Here is a 14,617-nt window from a genome sequence, read left to right as displayed (position 1 = left end):
GATCGGTCACCGGGCGCGGCGGCGGCGGGACTGCCAGACGGCCGCCCCGGCCAGGGCGACGACGGCCAGGACACCGGCGAGGAGACCCACGGAGGGGCCGCCTCCGTCCCCGTCCCCGTCACCGGACGCGGCGGCGCTCGCCGACGAGGACGCCGAGGCGGAAGCGGACGGCTGCGCTTCGTTCGCGCCGACCTGGTCGCCGCAGCCCTGCTTCGGGTATCCGGAGATCGCGCAGAGCAGCGCCGCACTGTTGTACCGCAGCGGCTTCGCGACCTCGGCCAGCGCGTCGGCGGCCGTCGCGTCGGGAGCCACCACCGCGCACGCCGTGCGCGGGGCGTCCTGCGGCGGGCCCTCGCCGGCCGGAGCGTCCGCGGGAAGGCCGAAGTCGACGACCAGGGCCACCCGCTTGCGGCCCTCCACCGGGGCGGTGCCCGAGCAGATCGCCCCGAAATCGGCGGCGGCGCGCGGCTTCGCCGCCTCGTCGGCCGCGTCCTTGCTGACCGCGAAGCGGAAGCCCTGGACGGAGCCGTCCTTGGGTCGGACCAGGGAGGACCCCTGGGTCGCGTACGTCCACGAACCGCTCGTACCGTCCCAGAACGACCAGTACCGGTAACCGGCCGCGAGCGCGGGACCGGCGCCCAGCAGGGTCAGCGCCGCGCCCAGGGCCAGCGCCAGGGACAGGGCCGCCGACAGGGACCGGGAGCGGGCGCGGGAGGAGCGGGTCCGGGCCGGACGGGGCCGGCGGGTCACGGCTGCTGCTTGCGTCGGCTCATGACGAAGCCGATGCCCACGCCGGCCACGGCGCCCAGGCCGATGATCCACCAGATGCCGACGTTCGAGGAGCCGGAGGACTTCGAGGAGTCCGCGGACGGTCCGGCGTCGGCGGCTGCCGACTGCCGGGGCGTCGCCGCCGGGGCGTCGCTCGGGCCGGTCGCGTTCAGCGCGGTCACCAGGTCGGTGGAGCCGAAGGCCTTCGGGTCCGTGCCCGTCGCGTGCGCGGTCAGGACCAGGGTGGCGAGGGCCGCCGGGTTGCCCTTGGACCACTCGGCCGAGTTGGCCTTGAGCCACTCCAGCGCGCCCGCGGCCGACTGCTTGTGCCCGGCGGCGGCCAGGGCGATCACGGCGTCGGCGGTGTTGCCGACGTCCGCGGTGACCGTCTCGGCGCCCGGGGTCTTCACGACCAGGTGGCCGTCCTTCTTGAGGGCCTCGGCCAGGTAGCCGGCCGAGGCCTGGGCGGCCGCCGCCGGGTCCTTCGCTCCGGCCGGGCACTCCAGCGCCGCGGCGGGGGTGTCCGCGGCGGCCGGGGCGACGACCGGACCGGCGCCGAGCCCGGCGAGCACCGAGGCGGCCGAGGCACCGGCGTTCGCCGGGAGCTTGCCGTCCTGCACCTGGTAGCCGAAGGCGCCGCGGTCGGCGGCGGGCTCGGCGGCGCAGCCGAGCTGGAAGGAGAGGAGGGCGTCGTACGCCGACTTGCCCGCCTTCGACTTCACGTCGGCCGGCTTCTCACCGGCCGCGACCAGCGCGCTGATCACGAGCGGGGTGGAGCTGCCCTCGCTCGGGGCGCCGGGGTTGTAGGACCAGCCGCCGTCCTCGTTCTGTACGGACTTCAGCCAGTCGGCGCCCTTCTTGACGGCCGCGTCGTGGCCGCCCAGTGCCTTCAGCGCCTGGACCGCCACGGCGGTGGCGTTCGTGTCGAGCACCGTCTTCGCGTCGCACGCCGCGCCGGAGTCCGCGCGGAACGCGGCGAAGGCGCCGTCCGCGCACTGCTGGCCGGTCAGCCACCCGACGGCCTGCGGCGCGGGCCGCACGCCGACCGCCTGCTGGGCGAGCAGGGCGAAGGACTGGCGCCAGACACCGTCGAAGGTCGGGTCGCCCTTGCCGAACAGGCCGGAGGGGACCACGGGGGCCGGTGAGGGCGAGGGGGCGGCGAAGGCGGCGGGAGCGGCGCCCGCGCAGAGCACGGCGGAGGCGGCGAGCGCGGCGGCGCAGCGGCGGACGTTCATGGTGGGGCGGGTGCCTCTCCTGCTGGGGAGCGGGAGGCAGGCACGTGGAGTACCGGGCTCCGGCTCCGTTTACCTCGACGGTGCCGGCCACCGGAGGATCCGGCGGCGCGAGCCGCGCACCTCCGCCACGGGGCAATCCGGCTCCCCGCCCGGCGGCGCCGGAGGCGGGACACGGTTGCGGGTCAGCGCCGGATTCGCACCGGCTTCCCCCCGTACGGAAGTGTTGACGACCCGGTCACTCTACCGGCCCGTAACCCGCGCCCCCCTTGACGGCGGGCCGGCGCAGCGTCGTACGGGCCCGTCGCGGCCCCGCCGCCGCCCCCTTGCCGCCCCTCCGTGTCCGACCCTCCACGGCCCTTCCGTTTCTCCTGTCGGGGCGCGGCTACAGGGCCCGGTACGTCACCGGGTCGCTGCCGGGGACGGCCTCGGCGCGGCCCTGCTTCACCAGCCGCCGCAGGTGCGCTTCCGCCTCCGAGACGGCGATGTTGCGGGAGCCGTACGGGATCTGCGCCCAGGGGCGGTTCCACTCCATCCGCTCGGCCAGCTGCCAGGCGGTCAGCGGGCGCGCGAGCAGCTCCCACAGGCCGACGAGGCGCTCCTCGTGGTGGGCCAGCAGCTCGCGGACCCGGGCCGGGGCGTCGGTGAAGGCGTGCTGGTGGGCCGGGAGCACCTCGGCGGGGTCCAGGCGCCCGATGCGTTCGAGGGAGTCGAGGTAGTCGCCGAGGGGGTCGGTGGCCATCAGGTCCTCGGGGGCCTCGTACAGCCCGATGTGCGGGGAGATGCCGGGCAGCAGGTGGTCGCCGGAGAAGAGGCGGCCGTTGCCGGGGAGGTGCGCGGGGTGCTCCTCCTCCAGGTGCAGGCACACGTGACCCGGGGTGTGGCCCGGGGTCCAGATCGCCCGGAGCCGGCGCCCGGCCAGCGGCAGCAGCTCGCCGGGGACGATCTCGCGGTCGGGGACGGCCGCGTGCATCCCGGGCAGGGTGCGCATGCGGCCGCTCTCGCGGGCGGCGCGCAGCGGGGCGATGTGTTCGTCGGGGGCGCCCGCGGCGAGGAGCTTCTCGCTCATGTAGTCCAGCCAGACGCCGGGGTCGGAGCCGCGGGTGCGGGTGACGACCTCGGTGTCGGCGGCGTGCATCGCGATCCAGGCCCCGGACGCCTCCCGTACCCGGCCGGACAGGCCGTGGTGGTCGGGGTGGTGGTGGGTGATGACCACGCCGTGGACGTCGGCGACGGGGATGCCGAGCGCGCCGAGGCCGGCGACGAGGGTGTCCCAGGAGGTGGGGTCGTCCCAGCCGGTGTCGACGAGGACCGGACCGCGGTTGGTCTCGACGACGTGGACGAGGGTGTGGCCGAGCGGGTTGTCGGGGATGGGGACCTTGATCCCCCAGACGCCGCCGCCGTGGTCGATGGTGGCGGGGTCGTCGACGCCGGGGTCGCCGCCGCCGTGGTCGCTGACACCGGGCGGTTCGGGTGCGGCTGCTGACATGTGGTGGCCCCCAGACGGAGTGGTGCGGCGAGTACCGTGACGGCTGACGAGAACTCGTTCCATTAGTAGCCCAAGTCGACCATCCGCAAAGCTTTCTGACCAGTCGTCTGTTGCGTTGCCGATCTCTCCATGGTCTCGGGGTGGTCTTCTGTCTGCGCCGTGGACTCCTGGAACTAGAACTGGTATCAGTTCTGGCATCCGGTTCTGAACCGCAGGAGGCATCAGCCATGACCGAGCTCGTGGAACACGGAAAGCTGTTCATCGGCGGGGAGTGGACCGATCCGCTGGGCAGCGACACCATCGACATCGTCTCGCCCCACACCGAGCAGGTCATCGGCCGCGTACCGCACGCTTCCCGGGCGGACGTCGACCGCGCCGTCGCCGTCGCGCGCAAGGCCTTCGACGAAGGCCCCTGGCCCCGCGCGTCCCTGGACGAGCGGATCGCGGTCGTCGCCCGGATCAAGGACGCGATCGCCGTCCGGCACGAGGAGATCGCCCGCTCGATCAGCTCGCAGAACGGATCGCCGTACTCCTGGAGCGTGCTCGCCCAGGCGCTCGGTCCGATGATGGTCTACGACGCCGCCATCACGGTCGCCCGCTCCTTCCCGTACGAGGAACACCGGCAGGGAGCGCTCAGCCCGATCATGGTCCGGCGCGAGCCGGTGGGCGTGGTCGCGGCCGTCATCCCCTGGAACGTCCCGCAGTTCGTGGCCGCGGCGAAGCTCGCGCCCGCGCTGCTCAGCGGCTGCACCGTCATCCTCAAGCCCTCGCCCGAAGCGCCGCTCGACTCCTACATCCTGGCCGACATCGCGCGCGAGGCCGGGCTGCCGGAGGGCGTGCTGTCGATCCTGCCGGCCGACCGCGAGGTCAGCGAGTACCTGGTGGGGCACCCGGGGGTCGACAAGGTCGCCTTCACCGGTTCCGTCGCGGCGGGCAAGCGCGTCATGGAGGTCGCCGCCCGCAACCTCACCCGGGTCACCCTGGAACTCGGCGGCAAGTCCGCGGCCGTGATCCTCCCGGACGCGGACCTGGAGAGCACCATCGCCGGGATCGTCCCGGCCGCCTGGATGAACAACGGGCAGGCGTGCGTGGCCCAGACCCGCGTACTGGCCCCCCGCAGCCGCTACGACGAGATCGCCGAGGCGCTCGCGGCGGCCGCCGGAGCCCTGGTGGTCGGCGACCCCCTGGACCCGGCGACCCAACTCGGCCCGCTGGTGGCCAAGCGGCAGCAGCAGCGCTCCTTCGACTACATCAAGCTCGGCCAGGAGGAGGGCGCCAAGGTCCTCACCGGTGGCGGGCGCCCGGCGGGCCGCGACCAGGGCTGGTACGTCGAGCCGACGCTCTTCGGGGACGTCGACAACTCCATGCGGATCGCGCGCGAGGAGATCTTCGGGCCGGTCGTCTGCCTGATCCCGTACGGGGACGAGGCCGACGCTGTGCGGATAGCCAACGACTCGGACTTCGGGCTGAGCGGCAGCGTGTGGACCGGCGACGTCGAGCACGGCATCGACTTCGGCCGCCGCATCCGCACCGGCGTCTTCAACGTGAACACCTTCAGCCTGGACATGCTCGGACCGTTCGGCGGCTACAAGAACAGCGGCCTAGGCCGCGAGTTCGGCCCGGAGGGTCTGAGCGAGTACCTGGAGGCGAAGATGATCTGCCTCCCGGGCGGCTACCAGCCGCCGGCCGCCGGTGGCTCCGCCGGTGACGGCGCTTCCGCCGGGGGTGAGTGATGGGTGATCGCTGGCACGTCGAGGTGGACAGAGGCGTCTGCATCGGCTCGGGCATGTGCGTGAACCACGCCCCCACGGGCTTCGCCCTCGATTCGGCCCGCCAGTCCCACCCGAGCTCACCGGACACGGACGCGAACGAACCGACCCTGACGGCGGCCGAGGGCTGCCCCGTCGAGGCGATCACCATCACCTTGGCCGCGAGCGGCGAGGTGGTCTTCCCGCCGGAGGAGTGAGGGGGCGGGGGGCTTGGTGAGGGGGGTGGCTGGGCGGTGGGGGGCGCGGCTTCGCCGCGTTTGCCTGTGGCTTCGCTGGGGCGGGGTCGGTGGGGGTCCGGGGGCTGCCCGCCAGTTCAACTGTCTCTCCGCGCCGGGTCACCCTGTCAAGGGCGCTCCCTGCGGTCGCGTCGCTGCGCGATGGCCTTCGGCCACCCTTGACAGGGCGCCCCGACCCGGAAAGCCAAGAACTGTCGGGAAGCCCCCGAAGGAAGGGCAGGGGGGACATGACCCACTTCTCGGGGTTCTGGACGCCTGGGCCGGGGGCTCCGAGTGCGGCCCTGCCGCGCCCTCCGGGCGTACAGACAACAGACACGCCCTCAGATCGCTACGCGCTTCTCCGAGAGAAGCGTCTGCAGGGTGTGCGGGGCTGGTGGGCGGTGCGGGAGGGCTAGATGCTCGGCTTAACCGAGCAGGAGACGGGTCTGGTGGCGGTGGGGGCTCAACACCCCTCCAAACCTCTCCAATTTGCCCCTTTTATAGGCATTTGTGGCGTGCATTCGAGGGGCAGACGGCATCAGACCGGTCCCATGCTCGCCCTCGCCGAGTTCTTGCCTCTCACCCACCCCAAACAGCCCGCAGACGCCGCCCTCGGAGAAGCGCGTAGCGATCTGGAGGCGTGCTTGTGGTCTGTACGCCCGAAGGGCGCGGCAAGGCCGCACTCAGGGCCCTTCCCTCACTGCCCGGAACCCTGGGTGATGGTCTAGGTCCCCCCTGCCGTTCCTTCGGGGGCTTCCCGACAGTTCTTGGCTTTCCGTGACGGGGTGGCCTGTCAAGGGTGGAGCGCAGCGACATCGCGTAGCGACGCGACGAAGGAGCGCCCTTGATAGGTCGCACCGGCACGGAGAGACAGTTGAACTGGCGGGCAGCCCCCGGACCCTCCCCGACCCCGCCCCCGCGAAGCACCCGCCCATCGCGGCGAAGCCGCGCCCCCCGCCGCCAAGCCGCGCCCCCACCGCCCTGTTTCGGCCGATCCTTGGGTGGGGCTACTTCGGGGGGGCCGTGAGGTCGATCAGGCGGCAGACCGTTTCGATGTCGATCTTCACCTGGGCGATCGAGGCGCGGCCCGAGAGCCAGGTGATCAGGGCCGAGTGCCAGGTGTGTTCGATGACGCGGACCGCCGAGAGCTGTTCCGCCGTGGGCGGGGCGTCCAGGCCCATCGCGTCCAGGATGATGGCCGTGGTCAGCCGGGAGACGGTGTCCACCTCGGGGCTCACGCTGCGGTCCGCGAAGGTCAGGGCGCGCACCATGGCGTCGGCCAGGTGCGGTTCGCGCTGGAGGGCGCGGAAGGCGCGCATGAGCGTTTCCGCGACGGCTTCGGCGGGGCTGTCGGCGACCGGGGGGCGCTTGCGCAGCGTCGTGTGCATGTGCTGGAGCTGGTCCTGCATGGTCGCCACCAGGAGGTGGACCTTGGAGGGGAAGTAGCGGTAGAGCGTGCCCAGCGCGACGCTGGACGACTCGGCGACCTCCCGCATCTGGACCGCGTCGAACCCGCCCCGGCTGGCCAACTGCGCGCTGGCGTGCAGGATCCTGCGGCGGCGGGCTTCCTGCCGCTCCGTCAGGGGCGGGGACGCCGGCGTGGCGAGGGCCTTGGCTTCCGCTGTCATGTGTCCCGTTCCGTGGCGTTCCGAGGTATCCATTCGCACCGCTCCGAGGCTGTTCCGTGGTCAGCATGGCAGGCGGGCCTGCCGTGGCGCGAATCACCTGCTCCGGCTCTTACGGTGTGGTTTCCGGCCGGTAGATTCAATGCTCTTCAACGGATCAAGTCTGAAACTTGTTCTACATTATCCGAGCGGGTTACGCTCCGGCGAAAGTGCAGCGAGAAGGGGGCCGGGAGTGACCGCTGAGGCCATGGTGACGAGCCCTTTCCGGGGTTCCGCCACTGACGGCGACCGCCCGTTGCGCATCGCACTCCTCACCTACAAGGGGAACCCGTTCTGCGGTGGCCAGGGCGTCTACGTCCGCCACCTCGCGAGGGAACTGGTACGCCTGGGGCACTCCGTCGAGGTCATCGGCGCGCAGCCCTATCCGGTGCTCGACACCGGCGCCACGCTCACCGAGTTGCCCAGCCTGGACCTCTACCGCCACCCCGATCCCTTCCGCACCCCCAAGCGCGGTGAGTACCGGGACTGGATCGACGCCCTCGAGGTCGCGACCATGTGGACCGGCGGCTTCCCCGAGCCGCTGACCTTCTCGCTGCGGGCCCGCCGCCACCTGGCGGCCCGGCGCGGCGAGTTCGACGTCATCCACGACAACCAGACCCTCGGCTACGGCCTGTTGGCCGACCTGGGCGCGCCCCTCGTCACCACCGTCCACCACCCGATCACGGTGGACCGAAAGCTCGACCTCGCCGCCGCCAAGGACCGCAAGAAGCGCGCCTCGGTGCGCCGTTGGTACGGCTTCACCCGCATGCAGGGCCGCGTCGCGCGCCGGCTGCCCACGGTCCTGACCGTCTCCGGTTCCTCGCAGCAGGAGATCGCCGACCACCTGGGCGTCCGCGACGACCGCATCCACGTCGTGCACATCGGCGCGGACACCGACCTGTGGTCGCCGGACCCGTCCGTCGCCGAGGTCCCGGGCCGGATCGTCACGACCTCCAGCGCGGACGTACCGCTCAAGGGCCTGGTGCACCTCGTGGAGGCGCTCGCCAAGCTGCGCACCGAGCAGCCCGGCGCCCACCTCGTGGTGGTCGGCAAGCGCGCCGAGCGCGGGCCGGTCGCCCGGGCGATCGAGCAGTACGGGCTCCAGGACGCGGTCCAGTTCGTCAAGGGCATCACCGACGCCGAGCTCGTCGACCTGGTGCGCAGCGCCCAGGTCGCCTGCGTGCCCTCCCTCTACGAAGGCTTCTCGCTCCCCGCGGCCGAGGCCATGGCCACCGGCACCCCGCTGGTGGCCACCACCGGCGGGGCGATCCCCGAGGTGACGGGCGCCGACGGCGAGACCTGCCTCGCCGTACCGCCCGGTGACGCGGGGGCCCTGGCCGCCGCGCTGGGCCGGTTGCTCGGCGATGCCGAGCTGCGGGCCCGCCTGGGCAGTGCCGGGCGCGCTCGGGTGCTGGACCGCTTCACCTGGGCCAGAGCCGCCCAGGGCACGGTGGCGCACTACCGGGCCGCCATCGAACGGGCCGCGCGCGCCGGTCGGTGACGGCCGTACGGGCGCCGCACCCCGTGAAGTACCTCGTCAAGTACCTCGTCTCCACCCACCATCACCCCCACCTCGACCGCGAAGGCAGGACCGCGTGCTGACCGTCGATTTCTCCAGGTTCCCGCTGGCCGCAGGCGATCGCGTGCTCGATCTGGGCTGCGGCGCGGGCCGGCACGCCTTCGAGTGCTACCGGCGCGGCGCCCACGTGGTCGCCGTGGACCGCAACGGCGAGGAGATCCGCGAGGTCGCCAAGTGGTTCGCCGCCATGAAGGAGGCCGGTGAGGCCCCCGTCGGTGCCACGGCCACCGCCATGGAGGGCGACGCGCTGGCGCTGCCCTTCCCCGACGACTCCTTCGACGTCGTCATCATCTCCGAGGTGATGGAGCACATCCCCGACGACAAGGGCGTGCTCGCCGAGATGGTCCGGGTCCTCAAGCCGGGCGGCCGCATCGCCATCACCGTCCCGCGCTACGGCCCCGAGAAGATCTGCTGGGCGCTCAGCGACGCCTACCACGAGGTCGAGGGCGGCCACATCCGCATCTACAAGGCCGACGAGCTGCTCGGGAAGATGGAGCAGGCCGGTCTCAAGCCGTACGGCACGCACCACGCCCACGGCCTGCACTCGCCCTACTGGTGGCTCAAGTGCGCCTTCGGCGTGGACAACGACAAGGCGCTGCCGGTGAAGGCGTACCACAAGCTCCTGGTCTGGGACATCATGAAGAAGCCGCTCGCGACCCGGCTCGCCGAGCAGGCCCTCAACCCGGTCATCGGCAAGAGCTTCGTGGCCTACGCGACCAAGCCCCACCTGCCCGTCGGCGCTGCCAAGTGACCTCGCCCGGGCGCACCGAGCACCTCGTCCTGGACGGCGTGCTGACGGCCGAGGAGGCCGCCCGCACCGTCGCCGGGATCCTGGCCGCGCAGCGCGCGGACGGGGCCATCCCGTGGTTCCGCGGTCACCACCTCGATCCGTGGGACCACACCGAGGCCGCGATGGCCCTGGACGTGGCGGGCGAGCACGAGGCCGCGGCGCGGGCGTACGCCTGGCTGGCGGCCCACCAGAACGAGGACGGTTCCTGGTACGCCGCCTACGCGGACCGGCCCGAGGGGGTGGACACCGAGGACCCGCAGGACGCGGGGAAGGAGTCCAACTTCACCGCCTACATAGCGGTCGGGGTCTGGCACCACTACCTGGCGACCGGGGACGACCCCTTCCTGGACCGGATGTGGCCCGTCGTCTTCGCCGCCGTCGAGTTCGTCCTCGGGCTCCAGCAGCCCGGCGGACAGATCGGTTGGAAGCGGGAGGCGGACGGGACGGTCGTCGCCGACGGCCTGCTGACCGGTTCCTCCTCGATCCACCAGGCGCTGCGCTGCGCGCTGGCGATCGCCGAGTGCCGCGAGGAGCCGCAGCCCGACTGGGAGGTGGCGGCGGGCGCGCTCGCGCACGCCGTGCGCCGTCATCCCGAGCGCTTCCTCGACAAGAACCACTACTCGATGGACTGGTACTACCCGGTCCTGGGCGGGGCCCTGACCGGTTCCGAGGCGAAGGCGCGGATCGAGGAGCGCTGGGACGAGTTCGTCGTGCCGGGCCTCGGTGTGCGGTGCGTGCTGCCCAATCCGTGGGTGACGGGCGGCGAGAGCTGTGAACTCGCCCTCGCGCTCTGGGCGATGGGGGAGTCCGACCGGGCGCTGGAGATCCTGCGCTCGATCACCCACCTGCGGGCCGAGAACGGCATGTACTGGACCGGCTACGTCTTCGAGGACGAGAAGGTCTGGCCGGTGGAGCAGACGACCTGGACGGCGGCGTCCCTGCTGCTGGCCGTGGCCGCGCTGGGCGGGGACGAGCCGACCACGGCCGTCTTCGGTGGTACGACCCTGCCGGACGGACTCGACCCGGACTGCTGCTAGTCCGGGTCGTGCCCTCGGGCTCTCGTGGGGTGGCTCAGCGGCGGGCCAGCCAGCCCGCGAGGGCGTGGCCGATGAAGAGGTAGGCGACGGCGGCGATGCCGTAGCCGACGACGACCTGGACCCAGTCGCGGTCGAAGGTGAAGAGGTCGTAGGACCAGGTCGCCAGCCAGGTGGCGGCGTCGTGCACCAGGTCGACCAGGCTGTTGTTCTGGTTGGCGTCCAGCAGGTACAGCAGGATCCACGCGACGATCACGAAGGCCAGTACGTCCGCCACGATCGCGACGATCCGTCCGGCGGAGCTGCTTCCCCGGGTCCTCGCTCGCATGTGTGCTCGACTGTGTGTGGGCATGACCCGCGTCTTGCCGCTGCGGTGCGGGCCAAACCCGAACGGCTTTCCCAAGTGGCGCGGCGGGTGGGCCGGGGTGAGGCTGCCTGGGACACCTCAGTCCCCGGAGGAAACCGTGTCCATACCCAGAACCGCCCGATTCCGTCGTGGCTGCACGGCGCTGATCCTGTCCACCGCGCTGCTCGCCGGAGGCGCCACCGCCTGCGGCAGGGGCGGCGACCGGAGCGACCGGAGTACGGACGTCTCGGTCCAAGGGGCGCCGGCCGCCGTCCAGGTCGACGCGGCCGAGGAGGCCCTGCGGGTCGCGGACGCCGCACCGTCGCCCAGCCCGTCCACCGAGGCCCAGAAGCAGAAGTTCGCCAAGACGCGCTTCGTCGCGAACGCGGGCCTCGCGGCCGGCGCCACCTACCAGTGGATCATCAAGCCGTACCGCGCCGGCAAGTTCAAGAAGGGCGCGAGCGGGCGCAAGTTCGCCTTGGTGAAGGCGGGCCTGGCGGGCGCGTTCGCCTACAACCGCTTGAAGGCGGCGGCCGACAACGCCAAGGGCGACCCGCTGCTCTCCAAGGCGGTGGGCCCGCTCACGGCGGGGATCGACTCCCTCAAGGGACTCGGCAGCAAGCTCCGCAAGGGCGACGCGAACGACGCGGACATCGGCGCCTTCGAGAAGATGATCAACGGGGTCAAGGACGCGGGCAAGAGCGCGGGCGCCCCGGTCACGGACCAGGTTCCGAGCCTTTCGCAGTTGGGCCGCTGAACCCGGGAGACCGGACGCGCGACATGGTGAGGACCCGCCGGGCGACCGGCGGGTCCTCACCACGTGGTGCGTACGGCGCATCAGCGGGTCGTGTCCCGGCCGAAGACGGAGCGCGCCCACAGGTAGCCGACGAGGGCCAGGCCCGCGCACCAGGCGAAGGCGAGGAGCCCGTCGTTCCCGATCGGCGTGCCCATCAGCAGGCCGCGCAGGGTCTCGATGATCGGGGTGAAGGGCTGGTACTCGGCGAACCAGCGCAGCCCGGTCGGCATCGAGTCCGTCGGGACGACCGCGCTGCCGAGGAGCGGCAGGAACTGCAGCGGCATCGGCATGTTGCTCGCGGTCTCGGGGGTCTTGGCGACCAGCCCCATCGCGGCGGCCAGCCAGGTGAGGCCCAGCACGAGTCCGGTCAGCAGCCCGCCCACGGCCAGCCACTCGACGGGGGTGGCGGTGGGCCGGAAGCCCATGAGCAGCGCGATGCCGGTCACCAGGGCGACGCTGATCAGGGTCTGGATCACCCCGCCCACGACGTGCCCCGTCAGGAACGAGGCCCGGGATATCGGCATCGTGCGGAAGCGGTTGACGATGCCCTCGGTCATGTCGACGCAGACCCCGACGGCCGTGGCCACCGCCCCGGCGGTCGCCGACATCAAGATGATGCCCGGGGCGATGTAGTCGATGTAGTGCTCCGAGCCGGTGCCGGTGCCGAGGGCGCCGCCGAAGACGTAGGTGAAGAGGAGCAGCATCAGGACGGGCATCACGGCGACCGAGATGGTCATCGACGGGTAGCGCAGGGCGTGCCTGAGGTTGCGCCGCAGCATCGTCGCCGAGTCGGTGACGGAATGGGCCAGGCTGGTCATCGTGCGTTCTCCCGCTTCGGTCCGGTGAGGGTGAGGAACACGTCGTCGAGGTCGGGGGTGTGCACGGAGAGCTCCTCCGCGCGGACCCCGGCGCTCTCCAGGACGTCCAGGACGGCCCGCAGGGTGTCCGGGCTGCCGTCGCCGGGGAGGTCGAGGGTGAGCGCCTCGCGGTCGAGGTCGAGGGCGGCGAACAGGGCGTCGGCGGCGTCGAGCTCGGCCGTTCCGGCGAACCGCAGCCGGATGTGGCTGCCGGGGATGCGCCGCTTGAGCTCTTCGGCGGTGCCCTCGGCGACCAGCTTCCCGTGGTCGAGGACGGCGATCCGGTCGGCGAGTTGATCGGCCTCGTCCAGGTACTGGGTGGTGAGGAAGATCGTGACGCCCTGCTCGGCGACCAGGTTCCGGATGATCTCCCACATGGTGCGGCGGCTGCGCGGGTCGAGCCCGGTGGTCGGCTCGTCGAGGAAGATGACGCGCGGGTCGCCGACCAGGGTCATCGCCAGGTCGAGCTTGCGCCGCATGCCGCCGGAGAAGGTGGAGACGGGCCCCCGGGCGGCCTCGGTCAGGTCGAAGCGGTCCAGCAGCTCGGCGGCGCGCCGCCTGCCTTCCCGGCGGCCGAGGTGGAGCAGGTCCGCCATGAGGATCAGGTTCTCCTCGGCGGTCAGCAGGTTGTCCACCGCCGAGAACTGGCCGGTCACGCCGATGACCTTGCGGATGGAGGCGGCCTCGCGGGCCAGGTCGTGGCCGCCGACGCGGACCTGGCCGGCGTCCGCGGGTATGAGGGTGGTGAGGATCTGCACGGTGGTGGTCTTGCCCGCGCCGTTCGGCCCGAGGAGGGCGAAGACGGTGCCGGGGGCGACGTGCAGGTCGATGCCGTCCAGCACCTTCTTGTCGCCGTAGGACTTGGCCAGGCCGGTGACGCTGATCGCGGGCGACGTGCGGGAGGCGGCGGTCGCTGTCGCGACGGCTGTGGGCATGGTGGGGTCACTCCTCTGTGGCTGTGGCTGTGGCTGGAGTTGGGGCCGGGGCCGGGCTGCTCTGGGGTGCGCCGTCGGCGCGGTGGGTCAGGCGCGGTGGACCTCGATGTTGCCCGCGCCGCTGCGGGCGCGGACCTCCACGGTCTCGTCGGTGTCGGCGGGGCCGTCGGTGGTGGTGAGGCTGTTGCGCACGCTGCCGATGCGGGTGTTCACGTCGAGCCAGGCGGCGGTGGAGCGGGCGATGCCGACCGAGATGTTCCCGGCGGCGGTCTGGAGCGCGACCTGGCCGCGGGCCACCTGGCCGATCCGGATGTGCCCGTTCGCGGACTTGGCCTCGACTCCGGCGTGTGCGGAGTCCACGGAGACGGACCCGTTGGAGGTGGTGGCCTTGAGGTGGCCGTGGACCTCGCCGAGGGCGATGTCGCCGTTGGCGTTCTTGACGGTCGCGGCGCCGCCGATGGTGTCGGCGCTGATCCGCCCGGACCCGGACAGCTCGGCGTTGCCGGTGACGGTGTCGACGTGGGTGTTGCCATGGCCCGTGGTGAGGTGCGCGGCGGCAGCCTCCTCGACGCGCAGGTCTCCGAGCGAGGTCTTGAGCCGGACCTGCCCGAGCGGTCCCGAGCACAGGTAGTCCGCCATGGGGCAGTCGCCGCGCAGGTCGGAGCCCGCGGGCAGGGCGACGACGATGTCGAGCGAGCCGCCGCGGCCGAACAGGGAGCGCTTGCGCGGCCCCTTCACGAAGAGCTGCCCCGCCGAGTAGCTGATCTTGGTCTGCTGGGCCGCCCGTACGTCGGCTTCCTCGCCCGGGTTGCTCGGCCGGACCTCGACGACGGTGTCGGCGCGCTTGGTGGCGGTGAAGCGAATGGTGCCGATCTCGAACTCGACGGTGGCGGAGATCGGCTCGGGGGTCTGGAAGGTCTCGGTGAGGTGGGAGATCTGGAATGCGGACATGACGGTGCCGTCCTCTTGGCTCGGTGGAGCGGAAGTGGTGGGAGGTGCGCGGGTGTACGGGGCGCGTGGCGCCCGGTGCGATGTCCTAGGGCGTGTTTCGAAAGTAGCGCCTGGCTCGCGACGCCTGGTACCGCGCCTCGCGGCGTTGTCGGAACGCCCGATTACGTCCAGTAGGCGGGCGATCCTCCGCCT

The 14,617-nt window shown here is 72.3% G+C and carries 14 protein-coding genes and 1 riboswitch; of the genes, 6 read left to right on the top strand and 8 right to left on the bottom strand.

Going from position 1 to position 14,617, the window contains the following annotated elements; translation table 11 throughout:
- Positions 1-6: 6 nt before the first annotated feature.
- The 3 genes from ACFWAR_RS12495 to ACFWAR_RS12485 all read right to left on the bottom strand — a co-directional run bounded on the left by ACFWAR_RS12495 (position 7) and on the right by ACFWAR_RS12485 (position 3,489).
- Entirely contained in the window at positions 7-750 is a 744-nt protein-coding gene (locus ACFWAR_RS12495) for an SCO2322 family protein (protein ID WP_385776031.1), read from the bottom strand.
- A complete protein-coding gene (locus ACFWAR_RS12490; protein ID WP_385776029.1) occupies positions 747-2,003 on the bottom strand; it encodes a prenyltransferase/squalene oxidase repeat-containing protein in 1,257 nt (418 codons plus the stop codon). The genes ACFWAR_RS12495 and ACFWAR_RS12490 overlap by 4 nt, the downstream gene beginning before the upstream one ends.
- A gap of 130 nt (positions 2,004-2,133) precedes the next feature.
- Positions 2,134-2,213, bottom strand: a riboswitch (cobalamin riboswitch).
- Positions 2,214-2,385: 172 nt separating this feature from the next.
- Positions 2,386-3,489 carry an MBL fold metallo-hydrolase gene (locus ACFWAR_RS12485; RefSeq protein ID WP_385776027.1) on the bottom strand — a complete coding sequence of 368 codons (1,104 nt, stop codon included), beginning with the start codon at positions 3,487-3,489 and terminating at the stop codon, positions 2,386-2,388.
- A gap of 227 nt (positions 3,490-3,716) precedes the next feature.
- Here ACFWAR_RS12485 and ACFWAR_RS12480 point away from each other — a divergent pair, with 227 nt between their 5' ends.
- Positions 3,717-5,222, top strand: a complete 1,506-nt coding sequence (locus ACFWAR_RS12480) for an aldehyde dehydrogenase (RefSeq protein ID WP_385776025.1) — start codon at positions 3,717-3,719, stop codon at positions 5,220-5,222.
- The gene (locus ACFWAR_RS12475; RefSeq protein WP_354381829.1) at positions 5,222-5,455 is read left to right on the top strand and encodes a ferredoxin; all 234 of its coding nucleotides are present in this window, start codon (positions 5,222-5,224) and stop codon (positions 5,453-5,455) included. The genes ACFWAR_RS12480 and ACFWAR_RS12475 overlap by 1 nt, the downstream gene beginning before the upstream one ends.
- A gap of 1,025 nt (positions 5,456-6,480) precedes the next feature.
- Here ACFWAR_RS12475 and ACFWAR_RS12470 read toward each other — a convergent pair.
- Entirely contained in the window at positions 6,481-7,101 is a 621-nt protein-coding gene (locus ACFWAR_RS12470) for a TetR family transcriptional regulator (RefSeq protein ID WP_354384267.1), read from the bottom strand.
- Between the two features lie 229 nt (positions 7,102-7,330).
- Here ACFWAR_RS12470 and ACFWAR_RS12465 point away from each other — a divergent pair, with 229 nt between their 5' ends.
- From ACFWAR_RS12465 to ACFWAR_RS12455, 3 genes are all read left to right on the top strand, one after another.
- A complete protein-coding gene (locus ACFWAR_RS12465; RefSeq protein ID WP_385776023.1) occupies positions 7,331-8,638 on the top strand; it encodes a glycosyltransferase family 4 protein in 1,308 nt (435 codons plus the stop codon).
- Positions 8,639-8,732: 94 nt separating this feature from the next.
- The gene (locus ACFWAR_RS12460; protein ID WP_385776021.1) at positions 8,733-9,467 is read left to right on the top strand and encodes a class I SAM-dependent methyltransferase; all 735 of its coding nucleotides are present in this window, start codon (positions 8,733-8,735) and stop codon (positions 9,465-9,467) included.
- Positions 9,464-10,543: a prenyltransferase gene (locus ACFWAR_RS12455; RefSeq protein WP_385776019.1), complete on the top strand. Its 1,080-nt coding sequence runs from the start codon at positions 9,464-9,466 to the stop codon at positions 10,541-10,543. Before ACFWAR_RS12460 ends, ACFWAR_RS12455 begins: the two co-directional genes overlap by 4 nt.
- A gap of 34 nt (positions 10,544-10,577) precedes the next feature.
- Here ACFWAR_RS12455 and ACFWAR_RS12450 read toward each other — a convergent pair whose 3' ends face one another.
- Positions 10,578-10,868, bottom strand: a complete 291-nt coding sequence (locus ACFWAR_RS12450; protein WP_385776017.1) for a hypothetical protein — start codon at positions 10,866-10,868, stop codon at positions 10,578-10,580.
- A gap of 142 nt (positions 10,869-11,010) precedes the next feature.
- On the opposite strand from ACFWAR_RS12450, the gene ACFWAR_RS12445 reads away from it, so the two are divergent.
- On the top strand, positions 11,011-11,643 hold the full coding sequence (locus ACFWAR_RS12445; protein ID WP_385776228.1) for a hypothetical protein: 633 nt from the start codon (positions 11,011-11,013) through the stop codon (positions 11,641-11,643).
- An 80-nt stretch (positions 11,644-11,723) separates the two neighbouring features.
- Here the strand turns inward: ACFWAR_RS12445 and ACFWAR_RS12440 are convergent, their stop codons facing one another.
- From ACFWAR_RS12440 to ACFWAR_RS12430, 3 genes are all read right to left on the bottom strand, one after another.
- Positions 11,724-12,500, bottom strand: a complete 777-nt coding sequence (locus tag ACFWAR_RS12440; protein ID WP_385776015.1) for an ABC transporter permease — start codon at positions 12,498-12,500, stop codon at positions 11,724-11,726.
- Positions 12,497-13,474: an ATP-binding cassette domain-containing protein gene (locus ACFWAR_RS12435; protein WP_385776013.1), complete on the bottom strand. Its 978-nt coding sequence runs from the start codon at positions 13,472-13,474 to the stop codon at positions 12,497-12,499. The genes ACFWAR_RS12440 and ACFWAR_RS12435 overlap by 4 nt, the downstream gene beginning before the upstream one ends.
- Positions 13,475-13,561: 87 nt before the next feature.
- Positions 13,562-14,425, bottom strand: coding sequence for a DUF4097 domain-containing protein (locus ACFWAR_RS12430; RefSeq protein ID WP_385776010.1), 864 nt, complete (start codon positions 14,423-14,425; stop codon positions 13,562-13,564).
- Positions 14,426-14,617 lie beyond the last annotated feature (192 nt).

The sequence above is a fragment of the Streptomyces sp. NPDC059917 genome (assembly GCF_042730635.1).
GTDB lineage: Bacteria > Actinomycetota > Actinomycetes > Streptomycetales > Streptomycetaceae > Streptomyces.
This window is presented reverse-complemented; position numbering and strand designations above follow the sequence as displayed.

Coding starts and splice junctions, on each gene's coding strand:
- ACFWAR_RS12490 (WP_385776029.1), bottom strand. CDS start 2,003: ATGAACGTCCGCCGCTGCGCCGCCGCGCTCGCCGCCTCCGCCGTGCTC.
- ACFWAR_RS12485 (WP_385776027.1), bottom strand. CDS start 3,489: ATGTCAGCAGCCGCACCCGAACCGCCCGGTGTCAGCGACCACGGCGGC.
- ACFWAR_RS12480 (WP_385776025.1), top strand. CDS start 3,717: ATGACCGAGCTCGTGGAACACGGAAAGCTGTTCATCGGCGGGGAGTGG.
- ACFWAR_RS12475 (WP_354381829.1), top strand. CDS start 5,222: ATGGGTGATCGCTGGCACGTCGAGGTGGACAGAGGCGTCTGCATCGGC.
- ACFWAR_RS12470 (WP_354384267.1), bottom strand. CDS start 7,101: ATGACAGCGGAAGCCAAGGCCCTCGCCACGCCGGCGTCCCCGCCCCTG.
- ACFWAR_RS12450 (WP_385776017.1), bottom strand. CDS start 10,868: ATGCGAGCGAGGACCCGGGGAAGCAGCTCCGCCGGACGGATCGTCGCG.
- ACFWAR_RS12440 (WP_385776015.1), bottom strand. CDS start 12,500: ATGACCAGCCTGGCCCATTCCGTCACCGACTCGGCGACGATGCTGCGG.
- ACFWAR_RS12435 (WP_385776013.1), bottom strand. CDS start 13,474: ATGCCCACAGCCGTCGCGACAGCGACCGCCGCCTCCCGCACGTCGCCC.
- ACFWAR_RS12430 (WP_385776010.1), bottom strand. CDS start 14,425: ATGTCCGCATTCCAGATCTCCCACCTCACCGAGACCTTCCAGACCCCC.